Source organism: Streptomyces sp. NPDC102467, assembly GCF_044765445.1.
In the GTDB taxonomy this organism is placed as follows: domain Bacteria; phylum Actinomycetota; class Actinomycetes; order Streptomycetales; family Streptomycetaceae; genus Streptomyces.
Window position 1 is genome coordinate 32,024 of the sequence record NZ_JBIWKA010000005.1, and the last position, 21,582, is coordinate 53,605.

The following is a 21,582-nucleotide window of genomic DNA, read 5'->3' on the forward strand; positions in this document are numbered from 1 at the left end:
CCGGTGTGTGGCCGGGACCCTTGGGCCCCGGCCACACAGCCGTCCGCCACCGGGCCCGGACCCCCGGCACAATGGGCACGTGAACGCACCCGACCCCGAGCCGATACCCGTCACCCGCGTCGTCGACCACGGCACCGCCAAGCTGCTGCCCGACGTGGACCGGCGGCGGGCCTGGCTGCTCACCGTGGACGGGGCCCCGCAGTCGTACGTCGACCTCGACGAACCGACCCACCTGGAGTTCGAGTACGCGCGCCGGCTCGGGCACGTGCTCGACTGCGCGGCGCAGGACGGGCTGCCGCTCGACGTGCTGCACCTGGGCGGCGGGGCCCTCATGCTGCCCCGGTACGTCGCCGCGACGCGGCCCGGGTCCCACCAGCATGTCGTCGACGCGGACCGGGCCCTCCTCGCCCTGGTCGCCGAGCACCTTCCGCTGCCGGCCGGCACGGATGTCGCCGTGCACGGCGACGACGCCCGGGAGTGGCTGCGGACGGCGCAGGACGGGTCCGCGGACGTCCTCGTGGCCGATGTCTTCGGCGGTTCGCGGGTGCCCGCCCATCTGACGACCGAGGCGTACGCACGCGAGGCGGACCGGGTACTGCGGCCGGGCGGCAGTTACGCGGCGAACCTCGCGGACGGGGCGCCGTTCACCTTCCTGCGCTCCCAACTGGCCACGTTCCGCGGTGTGTTCGCGCACATCGCGCTGATCGCGGAGCCCGCGGTGCTGCGCGGCCGACGGTTCGGCAACGCCGTGCTCGTCGCCTCGCAGAGCGAGCTCGACGTCGCGGAGCTCGCGCGCCGCACCGCCCGCGACGTGTTTCCGGCGCGGGTCGAGCACGGGGACGGGCTGCGCCGCTTCGTCGGCGACGCGCAGGCCGTCGCGGACGCGGACGCGGTGCCCTCGCCGGAGCCCCCGGGCGGCGCGTTCAGCGTGGGGTGACCTCGGACAGGTTCTCAGCGCCCGGTGGCGTCCGCTTTCTGTGCGGCGGGCAGCGCCCCCGCCGCGACCGGGGCCGGTGGACGGCGGCGCAGATTGCGTACGTCCGGCACGAACAGGACCGCCGTGGTGGCCACGACGACGAGGGCCGCACACCCCCACAGGGACGGCGTCCGGCCGAACGCCGACTCGGCGGGACCGGCGAGCGCGGTGGCCAGCGGCACCATCGCCACCGAGCCGAACCAGTCGTACGCCGAGACGCGGGAGAGTTTCTCCTCCGGTATCTCCTGATGCAGGGCGGTGATCCAGGAGACTCCGAAGATCTCGATCGTGACGCCGCTGACGAACATCACGGCGACCAGGGCCGGCAGCGGCACGGGGATGGCGAGCGCCGCGGACGGCAGGGCCAGCGAGAACACCGACAGCGTCGCGGCGAACAGCAGCCGCTGCGGTTTCCAGCGCATCATCAGCAGGCCGCCGAGGATCGTACCGACGCCGAACGCGCCGAGGGCGAGGCCCCACGGTCCGGCCCCGCCGAGCTCGTCGCGCGCGACCAGCGGCCCGAACACCGCCTCGGCGGCGCCCACCACCGCGACGACCACCGAGAACTGGGCGACGATCGTCCACAGCCAGGGCCGCCCGATGAACTCCCGCCAGCCGTCCCGCATGTCGGAGAGCAGCCCGCTGCCCGGAACGCGTGGCGCGATATGGCTCACGTCGAGGAACATGCGCAGCGCGCCGGCCACCACGAACGCCGCCGCGTCGACCGCGAGGACCCAGCCGGGGCCGATCGCCGCGACCATCGCCCCGCCGAGCGCGGCGCCGCCCACCGCGGCGCCGGACATGCCCATGCGGAACATCGCGAAGGCGCGGCTCGCGTGCTCCCCGGAGACCGACGCCATCAGCATGCCCTCGGCCGCCGGATTGAAGAACGCCTGGCCCGTGCCGCCGAGCGCGCTGAGCGCCATCATCTGCCACAGCTTCGGGTCGCCCTGGAGGATGAGCAGCGCGAAGGCGCCCTGCGAAAGGAAGTTGAGGGCGTTGGCCGCGACCATCACGTGGTGGCGCGGCAGCCGGTCGGCCACCGCCCCGCCGACCAGCAGGAAGACGACCAGGAACAGGGTGCGCGCCGCGGCCACCAGACCCACGTCGCCGCCGTCTCCGCCTGCGTCGAGCACGGCGAAGGCGGACGCGATGAGCGCGCCGTGCGCCCCGAGCGTCGTGACGAACGCGGCGACGGCGAGCAGCGAGTAGTTGCGTCCGGCCCACGCGGGGCGGCGGCGCGGGGGCGCGGGGGCCGGGGGCGGCGGGGAGGCGGCGGCTGAGGTCACTGAGGGACTATCGCCGCCGCGCGCCCATTTGCCAAACCGTTCCCTCGTGAAGGGCTCGGGCCGGTTGGGTGGGGCCGCTCAGGACGCGGTCGGGTCCTTGTAGAAGCGGACCGAGCCGAGGATCTTGTCGATCGTCGCGTCGTCCAGTTCGCCCTTGACGCCCTTCGCGCCCCACAGGTCCCAGGACACGTAGTCCCCGGCCTCGTTCTGGAAGGCGAAGACGACCGCCTTGCCGTCGCTGGCGCACTTGCCCTTCTGCGGGGAGTTCACGGACGTCGCCTTGATCAGGCTGCCCGCGACGCCCTGGGCGTTGGTGAAGTCCTTGGGCTTGCCCGGCCTCACCGACTTCATGTCCGGCTCGGTGTACCCGCCGTAGATCCACCACGGCACACGGTTCTCGGCGGCCTGCGCCGCGGTCTTGGCGCCGTCCTCACCGCGGGTCCCGGCGCCGGCGAGCGAGGTGTCGTCCTGGCGCCCGTCCTTGTCGGAGTCGTCGGAGCACCACTTGGACTTGTACGCGGCAGGGGCGGACACGGTGGTCATACCGTGGTCCTTCTTGCCCTTCTTGTCCTTGTAGTCGTACTCGAACCCGATGATCTGGTCCGCGCCTCCGGGGCTGACCTCCCAGCCCGGCGGGACGTCGAACACGGTCTTGTGCTTGGTGTTCACCACCGGCTGCCAGCCGGCGACGACCGGCTTGACCGCGCTGTCCCCGCCGCGCGGGTTGCCGCCGGTCGACGCGGAAGGGCTCGGCTTCTGGCCTGCGGACCGCGAGGCGCTCGGACTCTGCTTGTCCTTGCCCTCGGCGTCGTCGTCCTTGTCTCCGCCGAGCACCAGGAGCCCGGTCACCCCGGCGGCGACGACGACGGCGACCGCCGCGACGATGGCGACGATCTTCGTGCGGTTCTCCCCACCGCCCTTGTTCGGCGGCTGCGGCGGGCCGAGCGGCGTCGTCGGCGCGTTCCACGCAGGCTGCTGCTGGTACCCCGGCTGCTGCTGGTACGGGTTCGGCTGCTGATACCCGGGCTGCTGCTGATAGGGATTCGGCTGCTGGAATCCCGGCTGCTGGTACGGGTTCGGCGTCGGTGGGTTGCTGGGGTAGTTGGGGTTGTTCGGGTCCTGCGGGTTCTGCTCGCCCCCGGGCGGCTGCTGTCCTGGCCACATGGCCGTAAACGATAGAGGGTCGTGGGGCCACCGGGATCCCCGCCGGGTACCGGACGTGCAACGGTTCGATCCGCACGCGCCTTCAAACGGGAGGATGGCCAAGCTTGCTACCCATGGGTAACATGCGGGTCATGAGCGCAGACCAGATGTCGATCGGCGAGATGCTCGCCGCCACGGTGCCGATGGCCCGCACCCTGAACCTCGCCTTCCTCGAAACCACGCCGGAGAAGGCGGTCGTCGCACTGCCCGACCAGGCGGATTACCACAACCACGTCGGCGGCCCGCACGCCGGCGCGATGTTCACGCTCGGCGAGTCCGCGAGCGGCGCCATCGTGCTGGCCGCCTTCGGGGACCAGCTCTCGCGGGCGGTGCCACTGGCCGTCAGTGCGGAGATCGCGTACAAGAAGCTGGCCATGGGCCGGGTCACCGCCACGGCGACGCTCGGCCGCCCGGCCGCCGACGTGGTCGCGGAGCTGGACGCGGGCGAGCGCCCGGAGTTCCCGGTGACCATCGAGATCCAGCGGGAGGACGGCGCGGTGACCGGCGAGATGACGGTGGTCTGGACCCTGCGCCCCAACAGCTGACCCGGCACACAGGCGCCCCCGTTCACGGGGATCCGTTGCTCAGCATCGCGTCGAGGTCGGCACGTTCCCGGTAGTGCACTCCGGTCATTCCGAGTGCGACGGCGGCCTCGACGTTCTCCAGCCGGTCGTCCACGAACAGGCACCGGTGGGCGGCCACGCCCGCACGCTCGACCGCGATCTCGTAGATCTCCCGGTCCGGCTTGGCCACCCCGACCAGGGCGCTGCTGACGACGTGATCGGCGAGATCCGTGAGACCCATCGCCGCGAGGTCGCGTTCCAGCTCCAGGGTCGCGTTGGTCACCAGGACCAGGGGCAGGCGAGCCCGCGCCCGGCGCAACAGAGCGACCACTTCGGCGTCGGCGCGGAACGGCGCATCGGCGAGCGCCGCGCCCAGCTCCCTGGCCTCTTTCCTTGGTACCCGACCGGTGAGCGCCGAAGCGATGGAGTCCACCCACTCCGCTTTGGTGATCTTGCCGAGGAGCAGCGGCAGGTCCACCTCGGGGGCGTAGGCCACCTGTGCCGTGGTGCCCACGGGGAGGCCCGCCGCGCGTTCCAGCTCGGCCAGCGGTGCCATGTCGTAGAAGCGGATCACGTTGTCGAGGTCGCACAGCACCGCGTCGAAGGGGCTGCTGAGCATGTCGGAGGCGGTCACGGCCGAGGAATAGCACGGCCCTCGGCCCGTGCGGAAGGCCCGCATGCCCCTCTCCGCTTTTCTGCGGATGCGACAACTCCGATGAGCGCCCATGCTGGAGACAACGGCTCGAACCGAGGAGGCCGACCATGTCCGTGATGGACAAGCTCAAGCAGATGTTCAAGGGCCACGAGGATCAGGCCGGCAAGGGCATCGACAAGGCCGGGGACTACGTCGACGGCAGGACCCAGAACAAGTACAGCGGTCAGGTCGACACCGCCCAGCAGAAGATGAAGGACCAGCTCGGCGGCGACCGCGGGCAGGAACCACCGGCCCAGAAGTGACGGCCGGCCCGCCCCGCGGGCACTGAGCTGTACAGGGCTGCACGTCTTGGAAGCCCCGCCGCACCCGCGGCGGGGCTTCCGGCGTTTTCCGCTCCTTCCATTGACACGAGTCAACGTCGGCCCTAGTTTTCCGGCCGGTCGGTCGTACGCAGGGACGCGTACGCGAGAAGGAGTGACAGCCCATGCGGAACGGTCGTACACGCATCCTCGTCGCCGCCCTGGTGACGACCCTGGCCACCGCGCTGCTGCCCGCGGCGGCCGCTCGCGCGTCCGTGCCTGCCGACACCCTGGTCCGCACCGGGACCGGCGTGGTGCGCGGTCAACACACCAGTGAGGGGCGGCAGTTCCTCGGCATCCCCTATGCGCAGCCACCCGTCGGCGCGCTGCGCTGGCGGGAACCACGGCCGGCGGAGCCCTGGCGCGGGGTGCGCGACGCGACGGAGTTCAGCAACAGGTGCGTACAGTCGGCGAGTTGGGATCCGGGTTACGAAGACCCGACGTACACCGAGGACTGCCTGGACCTCAACGTGTACGCGCCCGACGGATCCGCCGATCGCCCCGTGATGGTGTGGCTGCACGGCGGCGGGCTCACCGCGGGCGCGGGCGCCGACATCGTCCCCGACACCTTCGCGCGCACCACCGGCACCGTGGTCGTCACCGTCAACTACCGCCTGGGAGCCATGGGTTTCCTCGCCGCGGCCGGGCTCGACCGGCAGGCCTCCGACGGCGTCTCGGGCAACTTCGGGCTGCAGGACCAACAGCTGGCACTGCGCTGGGTACGCGCCAACATCTGGCGGTTCGGCGGCGACCCGGGCCGGGTCACCGTCGCGGGCGAGTCCGCGGGCGGCCGCTCCGTGTGCACCCAGCTCGCCTCACCGACCGGACGGGGCCTGTTCCGGGCCGGAATCGTCGAGTCCGGCGCGTACGGGGACTGCGCGGCCCGCACCCATGAGGACGCCCGCGCATCCGGCGCCGCGTTCGCCGCGCGGCTCGGGTGCGCGTCCGGCGACGTGGTGGGCTGTCTGCGGCGCAAGTCGTCCCAGGAGATCCTCGAGGCGCAGGCCGGATTCGACTGGGCGCCCGTGGTGGGCGGTGCCTTCCTGCCCGAGCAGCCGGCCGCGTCGATCGCCGCCGGGCGCTCCGCGCGGGTCCCCGTACTCAACGGGGCCAACCAGGACGAGGGGCGGCTGTTCGCGTACGGCGCGTACGACGGGCAGGGCACGCCGCTCACGGCCGCCGCATACCCGAAGGCGCTGGTGGACGCCTTCGGGCAGGAGGCCGGGACCCGGGCGCTCGGGGAATACCCCCTGGCGGGCCACCCCTCTCCCACGTACGCGTATGCCGCAGCGGCCGGGGACCAGCTCATGGCCTGCCCCGCGCTGCGCCTGAACCAGCGGCTCGCGCGCAGCGGCCTGCCCGTGTACGCGTACGAGTTCGCCGACCGCACCTCGCCGCCCTTCGCGTCGATCAGGGAAGCGGGCCGGACGTTCGACTTCGGGGCCACCCACGTGAACGAGGTGCAGTACCTCTTCAAGCACTTCGGGCTCGCTACGCCGCTCAACGCGGAACAGCGCGTCCTGGCGCGGCGGATGGTGCAGTACTGGGGTTCGTTCGTGCGGGGTTCTGTGCCGCGGGCCGAGGGGGCGCCCGCGATGCCGGACCAGCGGAGCTCGGCCGGGCGGACGCTGTCGCTGCGGACCGCTTCCGTGGGCGGGATCACACGCTCCACGACAGTTCACCGCGACCATCGATGCACCTTGTGGGACGCGGCGGCGTCCTAAAAGGCAGGTAGGCTGCCCGGCGTGCGCGGCCAGAGGGGGAGCGCACGCCGGGCACAAGGATTTTCGGGTACGGGAGGCGACGGCGTTGCACGTCCAGGAATGGCTCGACACGATTCCGGCGGTCGCCATCTACGCCCTGGTGGCGGGGGTCATCGGCCTCGAAAGCCTGGGCATTCCGCTGCCCGGGGAGATCGTGCTCGTCTCGGCGGCGCTGCTGTCCTCGCAGCACGGTGACGTCAACCCGGTCGTCCTCGGGATCTGCGCCACGGCGGGCGCCGTCATCGGCGACTCCATCGGGTACGCGATCGGGCGCAAGGGCGGGCGGCCGCTCCTCGCCAAGCTGGGACGCAAGTTCCCCAAGCACTTCGGGCCCGCCCATATCGCCACGGCGGAGCGGTCGTTCGAGAAGTGGGGCATGTGGGCCGTCTTCATCGGCCGGTTCATCGCGCTGCTGCGGATCTTCGCCGGGCCGCTCGCGGGTGTGCTGCACATGCCGTACTGGAAGTTCCTCATCGCCAACTTCCTCGGCGGCGTGGTCTGGGCCGGCGGCACGACCGCCGTCATCTACTACCTAGGGATCGTCGCCGAGGACTGGCTGAAGCGGTTCTCGTACGTGGGTCTCGGCCTGGCCGTGCTGTTCGGTCTCGCGTCGATGCTGTTCATGAAGCGGCGCGCGGCGAAGGTCGCGGCGGAGACCGCCGCCGAGCCGGAATCCGTGGTGGCCGGGGACTGAGCCCCGGCCGATCGCACCCGCCTCGGAGACAGGCTTCTACTCGTGGGCCGCGCTGTGGGCCTTCGCCAGTTCCACGTACAGCGTGCCGTTGAGGGTGATGCCCTCGCGCTCCTCCTGGGTCAGTTCGCGCCTGACCTTGGCGGGGACGCCGGCCACCAGTGAACCCGGCGGGACCACCATGCCCTGGGGGACCAGTGCCTGGGCCGCGACGAGTGAACCCGCGCCGATCACCGCGCCGTTGAGGACGGTCGCGCCCATGCCGATCAGGCAGTCGTCCTCGACGGTGCAGCCGTGCAGCACCGCGTTGTGACCGACCGAGACCCGCTCGCCGACCGACACCGGGAAGCCGGGGTCGACGTGCACGGTGCAGTTGTCCTGGATGTTGCTGTCGGCGCCGAGCTCGATCGGGCCGCAGTCGGCACGCAGCACCGCCCCGTACCAGACGCTCGCGCCCGCGTGCAGCGTCACCTCGCCGATCACCACGGACGTCGGCGCCGTGAACGCCGCCGCGTCCACCTTGGGGTCCTTGCCGCCGATGCCGGTGACGAGTGCCTCGTGGCCAGTGCTTCCCATCGGGTACCGCTCCCTACGTAGCCTGCGTGCGTCACGCCTGAGCGAACCGTACCCGTGGGGTGAAGATCACAGGGCGCCGAGGTGGGGGCGGGCGGTACGGATGAGTAACGTGGCGCCGTGCCGATGAAGTGGAACGTGTTCTCGTCAGATGGGCGGTCCGCCAAGGGCAGGCTCGGCCATCGCGTCGTGCAGGCGGGCTGGCGCTGGATGCAGCGCGCGGGCGCGGTCACCGCGGAGCAACCGGGGAGACACCGGTTCGGCGCGATCGGGCACGGCACGAAGCTCTCGTTCCCGCAGGGCACGGTGTTCGGGGAGCCCTGGATCCGGCTCGGCGAGCACTGCATCATCGGCGAACAGGTCACCCTGACCGCCGGCCTGATGCCGGACCTGGACCTGGGGCCCGAGCCCATCCTGACCGTCGGCGACGGGGTCGTCATCGGACGCGGGAGCCATGTCATCGCGGATACGACCGTGACCATCGGGCGCGACGTGTACATGGGGCCGTACGTCTACATCACGTCCACGAACCACTCGTACGACGATCCGCACCAGCCCATCGGCAAACAGTGGCCCCGCATGGAACCCGTCGAGATCGGTCCCGGCTGCTGGATCGGCACCGGCGCCGTGATCCTGCCCGGCGCCAGGATCGGGCGGAACGTCGTCGTCGCGGCAGGCGCCGTGGTGCGCGGCGACGTACCGGATCACGCGGTGGTGGCAGGGGCGCCGGCCCGGGTCGTCCGCACCTGGGACGCGGACGCGGGCTGGCAGCCGCCCCTGCGCACCCCCGCCCCACGACCGATTCCGTCCGGGGTGACACCGGAGCAGTTGGTGGCTCTCGGCGAGCTGGACGAGAGCTAAGGGCTGTCCCGTAATCCCTGGCGGGCGCACGACGACAGCTACGGCACCTCGCCGCGTTGTCGAAACGCCCGAATACATCCAGTATGCGGGCGCTCCTCCGCCTTGCGATGCACCGCATCTGACGCCGCGCGCTGATCCACCAGGGATTACGGGACAGCCCTTAGGGCCCTTCTCGTAAGGCCCTGGCGGTGCTGCGATAGTGAACCCCGGATCCGATAGATGTAACGAGCACCCAGGAAGCCCGTGGACACCAGCGAGAGCAGCACCGGCACCGACCCGCAGGGAGCGGCCGCGCACGAGAAGGCGCCGCCGCCGCGGCGCGGATGGCGGCGCTGGGCCATGGACACCCGCCCGCTGCGCATCCCCGCCTACCGCCGCCTGTGGTCCTCGACCATCGTCACCGCCGTGGGCAGCCAGCTCACCGCGGTCGCCGTGCCCAAGCAGATCTACGACATCACCGGCTCGTCGGCGTGGGTCGGCGCGGCGAGCATGGCGGGTCTGCTGCCGCTGATCGTGTTCGCCCTGTGGGGCGGGGCGGTCGCCGACAGCATGGACCGCCGAAAGCTGCTCCTGATCACCAACTGCGGCATCGCCGTGACCTCGGTGCTGTTCTGGGTGCAGGCCGCCGCCGGATTCGACTCGGTGGCCGCCCTGATGATCCTGCTCGCGGTGCAGCAGGCGTTCTGGGGCCTCAACGCCCCCGCGCGCAACGCCTCCATCGCCCGCCTCGTCCCCGCCGGCGAACTGGCCGCCGCCAACGCGCTCGGCTCGACCGTCATGCAGACCGGCCAGGTCATCGGCCCGCTCCTGGCCGGCGTCCTCATCCCCGTCATCGGCCTGCCCGAGCTGTACCTCATCGACGCCCTGGCGCTGTGCGTCACGGTGTGGGCGGTCTACCGGCTGCCCTCGCTGCCGCCGCTCGGCTCCGCGACGAAGCGGCGGGCGGGCGTGCGGGAGATAGCGGCCGGGTTCCGCTACATCTCCGCGCACAAGGTGCTGCTGCTCTCGTTCTCCGCCGACATCATCGCCATGGTCTTCGGCATGCCCCGCGCCCTCTTCCCGCAGCTCGCCTCCGAGACCTACGCCCCGTACGGCGAAGGGCTCGCGCTCGGCCTGCTGTTCGCGGCGATCCCCATCGGGGCCGTGGTCGGCGGACTGTTCTCCGGCACGTTCTCCCGGGCCCGCCGGCACGGCTGGATGGTGATCGGCGCGGTCGTCGCCTGGGGCGTCGCCATCGCCGGGTTCGGACTGAGCGGCAGCCTGTGGTTCGGGGTGGTGTTCCTGGCGGTGGCCGGCGTCGCCGACATGGTCTCGATGGTCTTCCGCGGCGCGATCCTGCTGTCCGCGGCCACCGACGAGATGCGCGGCCGCATGCAGGGCGTCTTCACGGTCGTCGTCGCGGGCGGCCCCCGCCTCGCCGACGTCCTGCACGGTGCGGCGGGTTCGGCCTTCGGCCCCCGCGCGGCGGTCGTCGGCGGCGGACTTCTCGTCGTCGTCGCCATGGGAGGCCTGGCCCTCGCGGTACCGGCGCTGCGCCGCTACCGCATCTGACCCCCGGTCGGCGGGTTCTCAGCCGGTCGCCAGCAGCACCGTCCCGACCAGGGCGAGCCCCGCGCCCGCCGCCTGGACGCCGCGCAGCCGCTCGCTCAGCACGCCGCGCGCCGCGAGAGCCGTGATGACCGGGTACAGGGAGGCCAGCACCGCCGCGACCGTCACCGGCCCGTGCTGGGCGGCCAGCGAGTAGGTGCCGTTGGCGGCGACGTCCGCGAGGCCGACGAAGGCCAGCGCGGGGAGGGAGAGCCAGATGAGGCCCACCCCACCCTCCTCGGGCAGCACCCGCGCCCCGCGCCTCGCGGAGACGTAGAGTGCCGTGCCGCCCGCCGCCACATTCGTCACCCGCTGCACGAACAGCGCGAGGAAGAGGCCCGTCAGAGTGGTCGACGCCGCCGAGATCAGGGCCATCACCGCGCCGAAGCCGAACGCCGCGAGCAGGGTGAGCAGTACGGCCTGGCGCTGCACGGGCGCGCCCCGGAACTGCGGCCCGCCGGCCAGGACGACACCCGCGACGGCCACGAGGATCCCCGCCAACTGGAGCGGCCCGGGGCGCTCGCCGAGCACCAGACCGACGCCGACCGGCACGGCGACGCCGAGCGAGCCGAGCGGGGAGACGACGCCCATCGGCCCGAGAGCGAGTGCTTTGTAGAAGGCAAGCATGGCGACGGGCCCCACCAGGCCCGCGCCGACCGCGAACCAGAGCTGCGGTCCCGCCTCGCTCCAGCCGCCCGTCGCGACCACGATCGCGCCGAGCACGACCACGGCGACGGACTGGGAGACGACCACGACCGTCAGCGCCGGCATCCGGCGGGTGAGCAGTCCGCCGCCGAAGTCGGCCAGCCCCCACAGGAGGCTCGTGGCCAGGGCGAAGAGCGCGGACGGTACTTCCACTGTCGACCTCGCAGTACAGTTCGCTGAACGTTATGGTGCACCACAACGTAGTTCAGTTTCTTGCACTCTGTCATCCAAAATATTGGACGGAATGTGTCGGACCTCGACCTCCTGACCCAGTCGCTCGCCCGTAACGTCAAGCATTGGCGCTCGGAGCGCGGCTTCACCCTGGACGTGCTCGCCACCCGGGCCGGTGTCAGCCGCGGCATGCTCATCCAGATCGAGCAGGCCCGCACCAACCCGAGCATCGGCACGGTCGTGAAGATCGGCGACGCGCTCGGCATCAGCATCACCACCCTGCTCGACTACGAGCAGGGACCCAAGGTGCGGATCGTGCCCGCCGAGCAGGCGGTGCGACTGTGGTCCACGGAGGCGGGCAGCTACCACCGCCTGCTGGCCGGGACCGAGGCGCCGGGCCCGCTGGAGATGTGGGACTGGCTGCTGCAGCCGGGCGAGGGCAGCCCGTCCGACCCGCACCCCCAGGGCACGGTCGAGCTGCTCCATGTCACCGAGGGCGAGCTGACCCTGGTCGTGGACGGCGTCGCCCACGTCGTGCCGGAGGGCGCGAGCGTCACGTTCGAGGCCGACGTGCCGCACGAGTACCGCAACGACGGGGGTGTACCGGCCCGGATGGTGATGGCGGTGTCGGTGCCGTTCGAACGCTGAGATGCCCGGAACCGGGGCACGCGGCGGCTGTTAGCGTGCCGCCATGCGCGCACCCATCGGCACCTTCGACGACGCCCGTCCGGCCCCCGACGCCCTCGACCTGCTCACCCGTCCCGTCGCCGACGCCGTACGGCACTGGCGCGGCGCGGTGCCCGCGCAGGACCTGATCCACGTCGACACGGACCCCGAGTGGGCCGACACGGCCACGTTCGTCGAGCACTACGGACCTGAACTGCTCGCCCAGTCGGCGAACTGCGTCGTCGTCGCGGGCAAGCGCGGCGGCGAGAGCAGCCTCGCCGCGTGCGTGGTGCTCTCCACCACCAAGGTCGACGTCAACGGCGTCGTGCGCCGTCAACTCGGCGCGCGCAAGGCCTCGTTCGCCTCGATGGACACCGCCATCGGCGAGACCGGCATGGAGTACGGCGGCGTCACGCCGATCGGCCTTCCGGCCGACTGGCCGGTCCTGGTCGACGCGGCCGTCGTCGACCTCCCGTACGTCCTCATCGGCAGCGGCACCCGCCGCGGCAAGCTGATCGTGCCGGGCAAGGCGCTGGCGGAACTGCCGGGAGCGGTGGTCCTCGACGGGCTCGGGGCCGCTGTCTAGGGTCCGTCAGAAGGACCCGTACCTCCACGGCGCCGTACGGTCAGGTGCCGGCCGGCGCCCGCCCCGTACTCTCCCGCACCACGAGCCGCGTGGGCACCAGTGTCGTTCCCCGCTCCGCCTCGCTCTCCCGCACCTGGCGCAGCGCGCTCTGCACACAGCGCCGGCCGACCTCGGCGAAGTCCTGGTGGACCGTGGTCAGCGGGGGCAGGAACGAGCCCGAGTCGGGGATGTCGTCGAAGCCGATGACCGAGACGTCCTCGGGGACCCGGCGGCCGCGCTCGTCCAGGGCGCGCAGCAGGCCGAGTGCCATCTGGTCGTTCGCCGCGAACACCGCGGTGCAGTCGGCCTGTTCGGCCAGGCGCAGGCCCGCGCGGTAGCCGGACTCCGCCGACCAGTCGCCGCGCACGAGCTGCGGCGGCACCCGGCCCGCCTCCTCAAGTGCCGTGCGCCAGGCGTCCGTTCGACGCTGGGCCGCGTACGACTCGGACGGCCCCGCCAGGTGCCAGACCGTGCGGTGACCCAGGCCGAGGAGGTGGCGTACGGCGTCCCGGGTGCCGCCCGCCTGGTCGGTGTCCACGACCGCATACCGGTCGCCGGCGTCCGAGTCCGCGACGACGACCTTCACGTGCGGCGGCAGCGACAGGCGTGCCGAGTCGAGGAGATGGACCTCCATGATGACGATGACCGCGTCGACCGCCAGCTCGCCGAGGCGTGAGAAGGCGCCGCGGACCTCGTCCTGCGTGGGGACCGCGACCGGCAGCAGCGTCACCGCGTAGCCCTCCTGCGCGGCCGACGTCGCGATGGCCTCGAGGGTGCGCATGTTGCCCGTCGTGGACAGCGTGAACGTGATGACCCCGATCGTGCGGAAATCGCCGCGCTTGAGGGCTCGCGCCGCGCTGTTGGGACGGTAGCCGAGCTCTTTCATCGCCGCGCGGACCCGCTGCCGGGTCTCCTCGTGCACGCCGGGGAAGCCGTTCGAGACGCGGGACACCGTCTGTGAGGAGACCCCCGCGACCCGGGCGACATCCGCCATCGACGCGTTCTGTGTACGACGGCGCCGCCCGTCGGCCCCGCCGCGCGCCGGGGCGCTGTCCGTTGCTCCCACCGTCTCCCTCACCAGCCGTGTTGTCCCGTTTCCGCGCTGTGTCGCGATGTTCTCAGCGACTCTTGACCGCCGTCATCGGGGCAGTGTAGACATGCCGCCACCGAATGTTTACGTAAACATAGCAGCTGACGACCGGCTGTCGTGCCGGTCGCCTGCGCGCTGCGATGTTTACGCAAACATCCGCTGCGCCACCCGCGAGGGACGTATGAGCGAGGGACCCGAGATGACGACGCTTCACCCGCCGGCCGCAGCCGGTCGCCGCCCGGCCGGGCCACCGGCGCGACCCACGCGCCGTGCCCGCCGCTCCTGGACGGGGTGGGGGTTCATCGGCCCCTTCGTGCTCGTCTTCACGCTGGTCTTCCTGGCGCCCCTTGCGTACTCGGTCTACCTGAGCCTGTTCCGCACCCAACTCATCGGCGGCACCACCTTCGTGGGCCTCGACAACTATCAACAGGCCTTGCAGGACGGCCAGTTCTGGGACGGCGTCGCCCGCGTCGGACTCTTTCTGCTGATCCAGGTGCCGGTCATGCTGGGCATCGCGCTGCTGGTCGCCCTCGCGATCGACAGCGGCCGGCTGTACGGCAAGGACTTCTTCCGGATTTCCGTCTTCCTGCCCTACGCGGTACCCGCCGTCGTCGCCACCCTCATGTGGGGCTTCATGTACGGCCCGCGCTTCGGCCTGGTCGGCGACATCAACGACGCGTTCGGCGTGAGCCTGCCCGACCCGCTCTCCTCCGGCCTGATCCTGGCGTCCATCGGCAACATCGTGACGTGGGAGTTCGTCGGCTACAACATGCTGATCTTCTACTCCGCCCTGCGCGTCGTCCCGCACTCGCTCTACGAGGCCGCGGAGATCGACGGCGCGGGCCAGTGGCGGGTCATCTCGGCGATCAAGCTCCCGGCGATCCGCGGCGCCCTCGTCATCGCCACGATCTTCTCGATCATCGGCAGCTTCCAGCTCTTCAACGAGCCCGCGATCCTCCAGAAGCTCGCGCCGAACGCGATCACCACCGACTACACCCCGAACTACTACACGTACTCGCTGTCCTTCTCCGGCCAGCAGCACAACTACTCCGCGACGGTCGCCATCGTCATGGGCGTCATCACCATGATCGTCGCCTACCTCGTCCAGCTGCGCGGCATGCGCAAGGGAGCGTGAGCGCCATGACCGGACCGATCACCGCCACCGCCACGCGTCCGGCGGCACCTCTGAAGTCCGCCGCCCCCCGGCTGCGCACCCCGCGCCGGCACCGACCGGGCCGCCCCCGACGCAGCATCCTGCTGACCGTGCTCACCGCGGTCGTCCTGCTCTACAGCCTCGTACCGCTGCTGTGGCTGCTGATCAGTGCCACCAAGACGCAAGCGGGCCTCGCCGGATCGTTCGGCCTGTGGTTCGACGGGGACTTCGCCCTGTGGGACAACATCAGCCAGACCTTCACGTATCAGGACGGCGTCTTCGGCCGCTGGCTCCTCAACACCCTGCTGTACGTGGTGGTGGGTGCGGGCGGCGCCACCTTCCTCGCCGTCCTCGGCGGGTACGCCCTCGCCAAGTTCACCTTCCCCGGCAAGCGGGCCGTGTTCGCGGTCGTCATCGGCGCGGTCGCGGTACCGACCACCGCGCTCGCGGTCCCGACGTTCCTCATGTTCAGCAAGATCGGCCTGACCGACACCCCGTGGGCGGTCATCATCCCCTCGCTGATCTCCCCGTTCGGCCTGTATCTGATGTGGGTGTTCGCCACCGACGCGATCCCCGCCGAGCTGATGGAGGCCGCCCGCATCGACGGCGCGAGCGAACTGCGCACCTTCTTCCAAGTGGCGCTGCCCCTGCTCGCGCCCGGCACGGTCACCGTGCTCCTCTTCACCACGGTCACGACCTGGAACAACTACTTCCTGCCGCTGATCATGCTGAAGGACCCCGACTGGTATCCGCTCACCCTCGGCCTCGACGCCTGGAACAAGCAGGCGCAGACGGCCGGCGGCGAGGCCGTCTTCAATCTGGTCGTCACCGGCTCGCTGCTCACCATCGTGCCGCTGATCGCCGCCTTCCTGCTGCTCCAGAAGTACTGGCAGTCCGGGCTCGCCGCCGGAAGCGTCAAGGAGTAGACGCAAGCCCGCCGTATCGAAATCCCCCCTGGAAAACCACGACGAAGTGGAAGCCTCAGCATGCCCAAGCACACCCGCCGCCTTCTGCGCGGCATAGGTCTCGTCGCCGCCCTCGCTCTCGGGGCAACCGCCTGCGGCGGCTCCGACGACGACAACTCCGGTCAGAAGAAGGTGGGTTCGGCCGACATCCAGGCCGCGCTGAAGAAGGGCGGCACCGTCACGGTGTGGGCGTGGGAGCCCACCCTGAAGCAGGTCGCCGCCGACTTCGAGAAGAAGTACCCGAAGGTCGACATCAAGCTGGTCAACGCGGGCACCAACAACGACCAGTACAAGGCCCTGTCGAACGCCATCTCGGCGAAGAAGGGCGTCCCGGACGTCGCGCAGATCGAGTACTACGCGCTCGGCCAGTACGCCCTGACGAAGCAGATCAGCGACCTGAAGCCCTACGGCGCCGAGAAGCTGGCGGACTCGTACTCGCCCGGCCCGTGGAACTCGGTGCAGTCCGGCGACGGTGTCTACGGATTGCCCATGGACTCCGGCCCCATGGCGCTCTTCTACAACAAGAAGGTCTTCGACAAGTACAAGATCGCCGTCCCGACGACCTGGGACGAGTACGTCGAGGCCGGCCGCAAGCTGCACAAGGCCGATCCGAAGGCGTACATCACCAGCGATGTCGGCGACGCGGGCATGACCACCAGCCTGCTGTGGCAGGCGGGTTCGCACCCGTACAAGGTCGACGGCACCAAGGTCGGCATCGACTTCACCGACGCGGGTGCGAAGAAGTACACCGACACCTGGCAGAAGCTGATCGACGAGAAGCTCGTCTCGCCGGTCGTCGGCTGGAGCGACGACTGGTACAAGGGCCTCGGCGACGGCACCATCGCCACCCTGCCGATCGGCGCCTGGATGCCCGCCAACTTCGCCTCCGGCGTGAAGAACGCGTCCGGCGACTGGCGCGTGGCCCCGCTGCCGCAGTGGACGAAGGGCGCGGACGCCAGCTCCGAGAACGGCGGCAGCTCCCTCGCCCTGCCCGAGCTCGGCAAGAACAAGGAGCTCGCCTACGCCTTCACCGAGTACGCCAACTCCGGTGCGGGCGTGCAGACCCGCATCAAGAACGGCGCGTTTCCCGCGACCACGAAGGACCTGAACTCCTCGGCGTTCCAGGACACCGCGTTCCCGTACTTCGGCGGCCAGAAGGCCAACAAGATCTTCGCCGAGTCCGCGAAGAACGTTCCCGCCGACTGGAAGTACCTGCCCTACCAGGTGTACGCCAACTCGATCTTCAACGACACCGTCGGCAAGGCCTACATCTCCGGCACGAAGCTGACCGCGGGCCTGAAGTCGTGGCAGGACGCCTCCGTCAAGTACGGCAACGAACAGGGCTTCACCGTCGAGAAGTAGTCCGGCAGCAGTCCGCCGCGCACGATCGACTCCGCACGTTTGGAAGGACCTTGATGACCGCCCCCCTCACCTCCCGTTTCCCGTACGCGAAGGGCCCCGACGGCACCCGAAGGCTCGGGTACGGCGCCGACTACAACCCCGAGCAGTGGCCGCGGGAGGTGTGGGAGGAGGACGTCCGGCTGATGCGCGAGGCCGGCGTGAACGTCGTCTCCCTGGCGATCTTCTCCTGGGCGAGACTCCAACCCACCGCCGACACCTGGGACTTCACCTGGCTCGACGAGGTGATGGACCTGCTGCACGCGGGTGGCATCGGTGTCGACCTGGCCACCGCCACCGCGTCCCCGCCGCCGTGGCTCACCACCGCGCACCCCGAGATCCTGCCGGTCACCGCCACCGGCGAGACGCTCTGGCCCGGCGCGCGGCAGCACTGGCGGCCCACGTCGCCCGTGTTCCGCGCACACGCGCTGCGCCTCGTACGCGAGATCGCGACCCGGTACGCGGACCACCCGGCGCTCATCGCCTGGCACGTCAACAACGAGCTGGGCTGCCACAACGTCTACGACTACTCCGACGACGCCGCCCGCGCCTTCCGCGACTGGCTGCGTCGCCGCTACACCACCCTCGATGCCCTCAACCACGCCTGGGGCACGGCCTTTTGGTCCCAGCGCTACAGCGACTGGGAGGAACTGCTGCCGCCGCGCCTCGCGGCCTCGCACCCCAATCCGACGCAGCAGCTCGACTTCAAGCGGTTCTCCTCGGACGCCCTGAAGGAGCATCTGCTCGCCGAGCGAGCGGTGCTGCGCGAGCTCACCCCGTCCACGCCCGTCACCACCAACTTCATGGTGATGGGCGGGACCAAGGGCATGGACTACGCCGACTGGGCCGCCGAGGTGGACTTCGTCGCCAACGACCACTACGTGGTGCCGGGCCCGCAGGACCGCGACGAGCTGTCCTTCGCGGCCAACCTCACCAGCGGCATCGCCGGCCACCGCCCGTGGTTCCTCATGGAGCACTCCACCAGCGCCGTGAACTGGCAGCCGGTCAACCTGGCCAAGAACCCGGGGGAGTTGGCGCGGGACTCGCTCCTGCACGTCGCCCACGGCGCCGACGCCGTCTGCTTCTTCCAGTGGCGGCAGTCGGCGGCCGGCGCCGAGAAGTACCACTCGGCGATGCTCCCTCATGCCGGTGCCGACAGTGAACTCTTCCGCTCCGTGGTGGAGCTGGGCAGCACGCTCGAAGCGCTCGCGCCGATCGCCGGATCGACGCGCGAACCCGCCCGCGTCGCCGTCCTGTTCGACTGGGACTCGTGGTGGACCAGTGAGCACGACTCCCACCCCACCGCGCGCCTCGACTACCACCGCGAGGCCCTCGACTGGTACTCCGCGCTGCTGCGCCTCGGCGTCCGCGCCGACGTCGTGCCGGCCCACGGCGCCGACCTCTCCTCGTACGACGTCGTGATCGCGCCCGTGCTGCACGTGGTGCCGCAGACGCTCGGCAAGGAGCTCACCCGGTACGTCGAAGGCGGCGGACACCTCGTGACCACGTACTTCTCCGGAATCGTCGACGAGAACGACCACATCTGGCTCGGCGGCTACCCGGGCGCGCTGCGGGAGCTGCTCGGCATCCGCGTCGAGGAGTTCGGCCCGCTGCTCGACGGCGACAGCGTCGAGCTCGACAACGGGACCGCCGGGACGCTGTGGAGCGACCGGATCGATGTGACCGGGCCGGACGTCGAGGTCATCGCCCGCTACCGCACCGGTTCCTATGCCGCGCGCCCGGCGGTCACCCGCCGCGGCACGGGCAGCGGTTCGGCCGCGTACGTCTCCACGCGCCTGGGCGTCGACGGCCTCGCCGCCCTGCTGCCCGATCTGCTCGCGCCCGCCGGAGTGGGCCCCGAACTCCCCGCACAAGCCCACGGGTTGGTGGAGTCGGTCGTGCGCCGCGACGCGGATCACCGCTACCTCTTCCTGGTCAACCGGAGCGACGGGCCGGTGTCGCTGCCCGGCATCACCGGCTCCGTGCTCATCGGCCCCGCCCTGGACGACGGGCTCGTCCTGCCCCCGCGCGAGGTCGCCGTCCTGCGGCAGCCCGCCCGCTGAACCGCACCACCACAGCAGTACCAACTGTCCGGCCACACCCTTGCGTTGGGAGAGCACGTTGGCACGCCGTACCCGCACAAGACGCCTCCTCGGCCTCGTCGGCACCGCAGCCCTGGTCTCCGGGGCCGCCCTGACCACCGCGCCGCCGGCGACCGCCGCGACCGCGGCCGTCACGGTCACGCCCGACCCCTCGTACCAGCAGCAGCGGTTCGAGGGCTGGGGCACCAGCCTCGCCTGGTTCGCGAACGTCACCGGCGGCTACCCGAAGGAGATCCGGGAGAAGCTCGCCGACCTGCTCTTCGGCGACGACGGTCTGGCCCTGAACATCGCCCGCTACAACATCGGCGGCGGCAACGCCCCCGATGTGAAGGACTACCTGCGGGCGGGCGGCGCCGTCGAGGGCTGGTGGAAGGCGCCCGCGGGCACCACCCGTACCGACACCGACTGGTGGAGCGCGGACGACGCGGCGGACTGGAATCCGGACGCCGACGCCACCCAGCGCTGGTGGGTGCAGCGCATCAAGAAGGACATCGACCACTGGGAGACGTTCAGCAACTCCCCGCCCTACTTCATGACGGAGAGCGGCTACGTCTCCGGCAACTTCGACGCGGGCAAGGACCAGCTCAGGACCGAATCGGTCGGCGACTTCGCCGCGTACGTCGCCGGAGTCACCAGGCGCCTGGAGAAGGCGGAGGGCATCAAGGTCGACACCGTCGACCCGTTCAATGAGCCCAACACCACCTATTGGGGAACCCAGTTGGGCGCCGACGGCGAACCGACCGGTGGCCGTCAGGAAGGCGCCCACATAGGTCCCGAGCTCCAGCAGAAGGTCATCAAGGCTCTTGCCCCGGCCCTGAAGAAAGCGCGGACCGGCGCGGAGATCGCCGCGATGGACGAGACGAACCCGGGTACCTTCGCGACGAACTGGAACAGCTACCCGGCCGATGTGAAGAGCCTCGTCGGACAGATGAACGTCCACACGTACGGCACCGGCGGCCGTACCACGGTCCGTGATCTCGCCAAGGCGGCCGACAAGCCGTTGTGGATGAGTGAAGTGGAGGGCGACTGGGGCGACGGGCAGTCCTTCACCGACATGCGTCCCGGCCTCGGGCTCGCCCAGCAGATGGTCGACGACCTCCGTGAACTGGAGCCCACCGCCTGGGTGTTCTGGCAGCCCGTCGAGGACGACGACAACATGAAGCCCGGCGGCGAGTCCGCGAAGGGCGGCAACTGGGGCGAGATCCAGCTCCCGTTCAGCTGCACCTCCAAGGACACCCTCGCAAGCTGCCCGGTCCGCACGAACACCAAGTTCGACACGGCCCGCAACTTCACGCATTACATCCAGCCCGGTGACAGCCTGATCAGGACGGACGACACCAGCAGCGCGGCCGCCGTCTCGCGGAACGGCAAGAGCGCGACGGTCGTCCACGTCAACAGGACGACCGACGCCCGTACGGTCACGCTCGATCTGTCGAAGTTCGCGAAGATCGGCCGGGGCGCCACCGTCACCCCGGTCGTGACCAGTGCCGACGGCAAGCTGGAGCGGCACGCCGCCGTCCCGGTCGGCGACAAGAAGGCCACGTTCACGGTCCCCGCCCAGTCCGTGACCTCCTTCGTGGTCGACGGGGTGTCCGGCACGGCGAAGGACGCGGCGACGCTGCGCAAGGGGCACACGTATGAGCTGACGGGTGTGCAGAGCGGCAAGGACCTCACGGTCGCCGCCGACGGCGGCAAGCTCGTCATCAAGACCGGCGCCGCGGACGCCGGGCAGCGGTGGCAGGTGAAGCAGATCAGCGGCAAGGGCGCGGACAACCGTAAGCAATACGTGTTCACGAGCGCGGCGAGCGGCAAGCGGCTCGCCGTACGCGACGGAGTCCCTGTCGTCGAGACGGACACGGGGCGGCGGGACGCGGCCGCGCGCTGGATCCTGTCGACCACTGGCGACCGCACGTACACCCTGGTCAACGCCGGGACCGGCAAACTCCTGGAAGTCGGCGGGCAGGCCACGAGCGATGGCGCGGCCGTCACCACGTATCAGCCCAACTCCGGGGCGAACCAGAGGTGGCAGGTCACGGACCTGACACCCTGATCACCTGGCACGGCCCCGCGCCCCACGGCCCTGTGCCGTGGGGCGCGGTCGTGTGTCACGGCACCGACACACGTTTCTCGGCGACGGTGCCCTGGGGGAAGGTGTCCTGGGGGAAGGTGTCCGCCAGGCCAAGGGGG

The 21,582-nt window shown here is 70.8% G+C and carries 20 protein-coding genes; 14 read left to right on the forward strand and 6 right to left on the reverse strand.

All coding sequences use genetic code 11. From position 1 onward, the window contains the following. The first annotated feature begins 79 nt into the window (after positions 1-79). Positions 80-937: a spermidine synthase gene (locus ACIREE_RS11165; protein ID WP_404149520.1), complete on the forward strand. Its 858-nt coding sequence runs from the start codon at positions 80-82 to the stop codon at positions 935-937. 14 nt (positions 938-951) lie between these two features. Here ACIREE_RS11165 and ACIREE_RS11170 read toward each other — a convergent pair whose 3' ends face one another. Beyond that, positions 952-2,265, reverse strand: coding sequence for an MFS transporter (locus ACIREE_RS11170; protein WP_404149522.1), 1,314 nt, complete (start codon positions 2,263-2,265; stop codon positions 952-954). Positions 2,266-2,343: 78 nt separating this feature from the next. Beyond that, on the reverse strand, positions 2,344-3,429 hold the full coding sequence (locus ACIREE_RS11175) for a hypothetical protein (protein ID WP_404149524.1): 1,086 nt from the start codon (positions 3,427-3,429) through the stop codon (positions 2,344-2,346). A 131-nt stretch (positions 3,430-3,560) separates the two neighbouring features. On the opposite strand from ACIREE_RS11175, the gene ACIREE_RS11180 reads away from it, so the two are divergent. Then, on the forward strand, positions 3,561-4,013 hold the full coding sequence (locus tag ACIREE_RS11180; RefSeq protein ID WP_404149525.1) for a DUF4442 domain-containing protein: 453 nt from the start codon (positions 3,561-3,563) through the stop codon (positions 4,011-4,013). 22 nt (positions 4,014-4,035) lie between these two features. Here ACIREE_RS11180 and ACIREE_RS11185 read toward each other — a convergent pair whose 3' ends face one another. Further along, entirely contained in the window at positions 4,036-4,650 is a 615-nt protein-coding gene (locus tag ACIREE_RS11185; protein ID WP_404150465.1) for an HAD family hydrolase, read from the reverse strand. A gap of 143 nt (positions 4,651-4,793) precedes the next feature. Between ACIREE_RS11185 and ACIREE_RS11190 the strand changes: the two genes are divergently transcribed. The 3 genes from ACIREE_RS11190 to ACIREE_RS11200 all read left to right on the forward strand — a co-directional run bounded on the left by ACIREE_RS11190 (position 4,794) and on the right by ACIREE_RS11200 (position 7,502). Further along, positions 4,794-4,988 (forward strand): antitoxin, encoded by a 195-nt coding sequence (locus ACIREE_RS11190; protein WP_363194315.1) that lies wholly within the window; start codon positions 4,794-4,796, stop codon positions 4,986-4,988. Between the two features lie 182 nt (positions 4,989-5,170). Further along, positions 5,171-6,769, forward strand: coding sequence for a carboxylesterase/lipase family protein (locus ACIREE_RS11195; RefSeq protein WP_404149527.1), 1,599 nt, complete (start codon positions 5,171-5,173; stop codon positions 6,767-6,769). Positions 6,770-6,854: 85 nt separating this feature from the next. After that, positions 6,855-7,502 (forward strand): DedA family protein, encoded by a 648-nt coding sequence (locus tag ACIREE_RS11200; RefSeq protein ID WP_404149529.1) that lies wholly within the window; start codon positions 6,855-6,857, stop codon positions 7,500-7,502. Between the two features lie 36 nt (positions 7,503-7,538). Here the strand turns inward: ACIREE_RS11200 and ACIREE_RS11205 are convergent, their stop codons facing one another. Beyond that, positions 7,539-8,075, reverse strand: a complete 537-nt coding sequence (locus ACIREE_RS11205) for a gamma carbonic anhydrase family protein (protein WP_404149532.1) — start codon at positions 8,073-8,075, stop codon at positions 7,539-7,541. 123 nt (positions 8,076-8,198) lie between these two features. Between ACIREE_RS11205 and ACIREE_RS11210 the strand changes: the two genes are divergently transcribed. Both ACIREE_RS11210 and ACIREE_RS11215 read left to right on the forward strand, forming a co-directional pair. Continuing rightward, the gene (locus ACIREE_RS11210; protein ID WP_404150467.1) at positions 8,199-8,933 is read left to right on the forward strand and encodes an acyltransferase; all 735 of its coding nucleotides are present in this window, start codon (positions 8,199-8,201) and stop codon (positions 8,931-8,933) included. 243 nt (positions 8,934-9,176) lie between these two features. Further along, positions 9,177-10,484, forward strand: a complete 1,308-nt coding sequence (locus tag ACIREE_RS11215; protein WP_404149535.1) for an MFS transporter — start codon at positions 9,177-9,179, stop codon at positions 10,482-10,484. Positions 10,485-10,502: 18 nt separating this feature from the next. On the opposite strand, the gene ACIREE_RS11220 is transcribed toward ACIREE_RS11215, so the two are convergent. Beyond that, a complete protein-coding gene (locus ACIREE_RS11220; RefSeq protein ID WP_404149538.1) occupies positions 10,503-11,378 on the reverse strand; it encodes an EamA family transporter in 876 nt (291 codons plus the stop codon). A 93-nt stretch (positions 11,379-11,471) separates the two neighbouring features. On the opposite strand from ACIREE_RS11220, the gene ACIREE_RS11225 reads away from it, so the two are divergent. Together ACIREE_RS11225 and ACIREE_RS11230 are read left to right on the forward strand one after the other, a co-directional pair. Then, complete coding sequence (locus tag ACIREE_RS11225) at positions 11,472-12,044, forward strand: helix-turn-helix domain-containing protein (RefSeq protein WP_404149541.1); 573 nt, start codon at positions 11,472-11,474, stop codon at positions 12,042-12,044. Between the two features lie 43 nt (positions 12,045-12,087). Continuing rightward, the gene (locus ACIREE_RS11230; RefSeq protein WP_404149544.1) at positions 12,088-12,648 is read left to right on the forward strand and encodes a YbaK/EbsC family protein; all 561 of its coding nucleotides are present in this window, start codon (positions 12,088-12,090) and stop codon (positions 12,646-12,648) included. Positions 12,649-12,688: 40 nt separating this feature from the next. On the opposite strand, the gene ACIREE_RS11235 is transcribed toward ACIREE_RS11230, so the two are convergent. Then, positions 12,689-13,681, reverse strand: a complete 993-nt coding sequence (locus ACIREE_RS11235) for a LacI family DNA-binding transcriptional regulator (RefSeq protein WP_404150469.1) — start codon at positions 13,679-13,681, stop codon at positions 12,689-12,691. 295 nt (positions 13,682-13,976) lie between these two features. Here ACIREE_RS11235 and ACIREE_RS11240 point away from each other — a divergent pair, with 295 nt between their 5' ends. From ACIREE_RS11240 to ACIREE_RS11260, 5 genes are read left to right on the forward strand one after another with little or no spacing between them, the layout of a single operon-like run. After that, positions 13,977-14,912: a carbohydrate ABC transporter permease gene (locus ACIREE_RS11240; protein WP_404149547.1), complete on the forward strand. Its 936-nt coding sequence runs from the start codon at positions 13,977-13,979 to the stop codon at positions 14,910-14,912. 5 nt (positions 14,913-14,917) lie between these two features. Further along, positions 14,918-15,856 carry a carbohydrate ABC transporter permease gene (locus tag ACIREE_RS11245; protein ID WP_404149549.1) on the forward strand — a complete coding sequence of 313 codons (939 nt, stop codon included), beginning with the start codon at positions 14,918-14,920 and terminating at the stop codon, positions 15,854-15,856. A 60-nt stretch (positions 15,857-15,916) separates the two neighbouring features. Beyond that, on the forward strand, positions 15,917-17,257 hold the full coding sequence (locus ACIREE_RS11250) for an ABC transporter substrate-binding protein (RefSeq protein ID WP_404149552.1): 1,341 nt from the start codon (positions 15,917-15,919) through the stop codon (positions 17,255-17,257). Positions 17,258-17,310: 53 nt separating this feature from the next. Next, positions 17,311-19,356, forward strand: coding sequence for a beta-galactosidase (locus tag ACIREE_RS11255; protein ID WP_404149554.1), 2,046 nt, complete (start codon positions 17,311-17,313; stop codon positions 19,354-19,356). A gap of 58 nt (positions 19,357-19,414) precedes the next feature. After that, positions 19,415-21,445, forward strand: coding sequence for an RICIN domain-containing protein (locus ACIREE_RS11260; protein ID WP_404149556.1), 2,031 nt, complete (start codon positions 19,415-19,417; stop codon positions 21,443-21,445). Positions 21,446-21,582: the final 137 nt, after the last annotated feature.

Bases quoted from the DNA above. Each gene is read 5' to 3' on its own strand.
- ACIREE_RS11240 (WP_404149547.1), top strand. From the start codon at position 13,977: ATGACGACGCTTCACCCGCCGGCCGCAGCCGGTCGCCGCCCGGCCGGG.
- ACIREE_RS11190 (WP_363194315.1), top strand. From the start codon at position 4,794: ATGTCCGTGATGGACAAGCTCAAGCAGATGTTCAAGGGCCACGAGGAT.
- ACIREE_RS11230 (WP_404149544.1), top strand. From the start codon at position 12,088: ATGCGCGCACCCATCGGCACCTTCGACGACGCCCGTCCGGCCCCCGAC.
- ACIREE_RS11195 (WP_404149527.1), top strand. From the start codon at position 5,171: ATGCGGAACGGTCGTACACGCATCCTCGTCGCCGCCCTGGTGACGACC.
- ACIREE_RS11180 (WP_404149525.1), top strand. From the start codon at position 3,561: ATGAGCGCAGACCAGATGTCGATCGGCGAGATGCTCGCCGCCACGGTG.
- ACIREE_RS11175 (WP_404149524.1), bottom strand. From the start codon at position 3,429: ATGTGGCCAGGACAGCAGCCGCCCGGGGGCGAGCAGAACCCGCAGGAC.
- ACIREE_RS11210 (WP_404150467.1), top strand. From the start codon at position 8,199: ATGAAGTGGAACGTGTTCTCGTCAGATGGGCGGTCCGCCAAGGGCAGG.
- ACIREE_RS11255 (WP_404149554.1), top strand. From the start codon at position 17,311: ATGACCGCCCCCCTCACCTCCCGTTTCCCGTACGCGAAGGGCCCCGAC.
- ACIREE_RS11235 (WP_404150469.1), bottom strand. From the start codon at position 13,681: ATGGCGGATGTCGCCCGGGTCGCGGGGGTCTCCTCACAGACGGTGTCC.
- ACIREE_RS11245 (WP_404149549.1), top strand. From the start codon at position 14,918: ATGACCGGACCGATCACCGCCACCGCCACGCGTCCGGCGGCACCTCTG.
- ACIREE_RS11250 (WP_404149552.1), top strand. From the start codon at position 15,917: ATGCCCAAGCACACCCGCCGCCTTCTGCGCGGCATAGGTCTCGTCGCC.
- ACIREE_RS11205 (WP_404149532.1), bottom strand. From the start codon at position 8,075: ATGGGAAGCACTGGCCACGAGGCACTCGTCACCGGCATCGGCGGCAAG.
- ACIREE_RS11185 (WP_404150465.1), bottom strand. From the start codon at position 4,650: ATGCTCAGCAGCCCCTTCGACGCGGTGCTGTGCGACCTCGACAACGTG.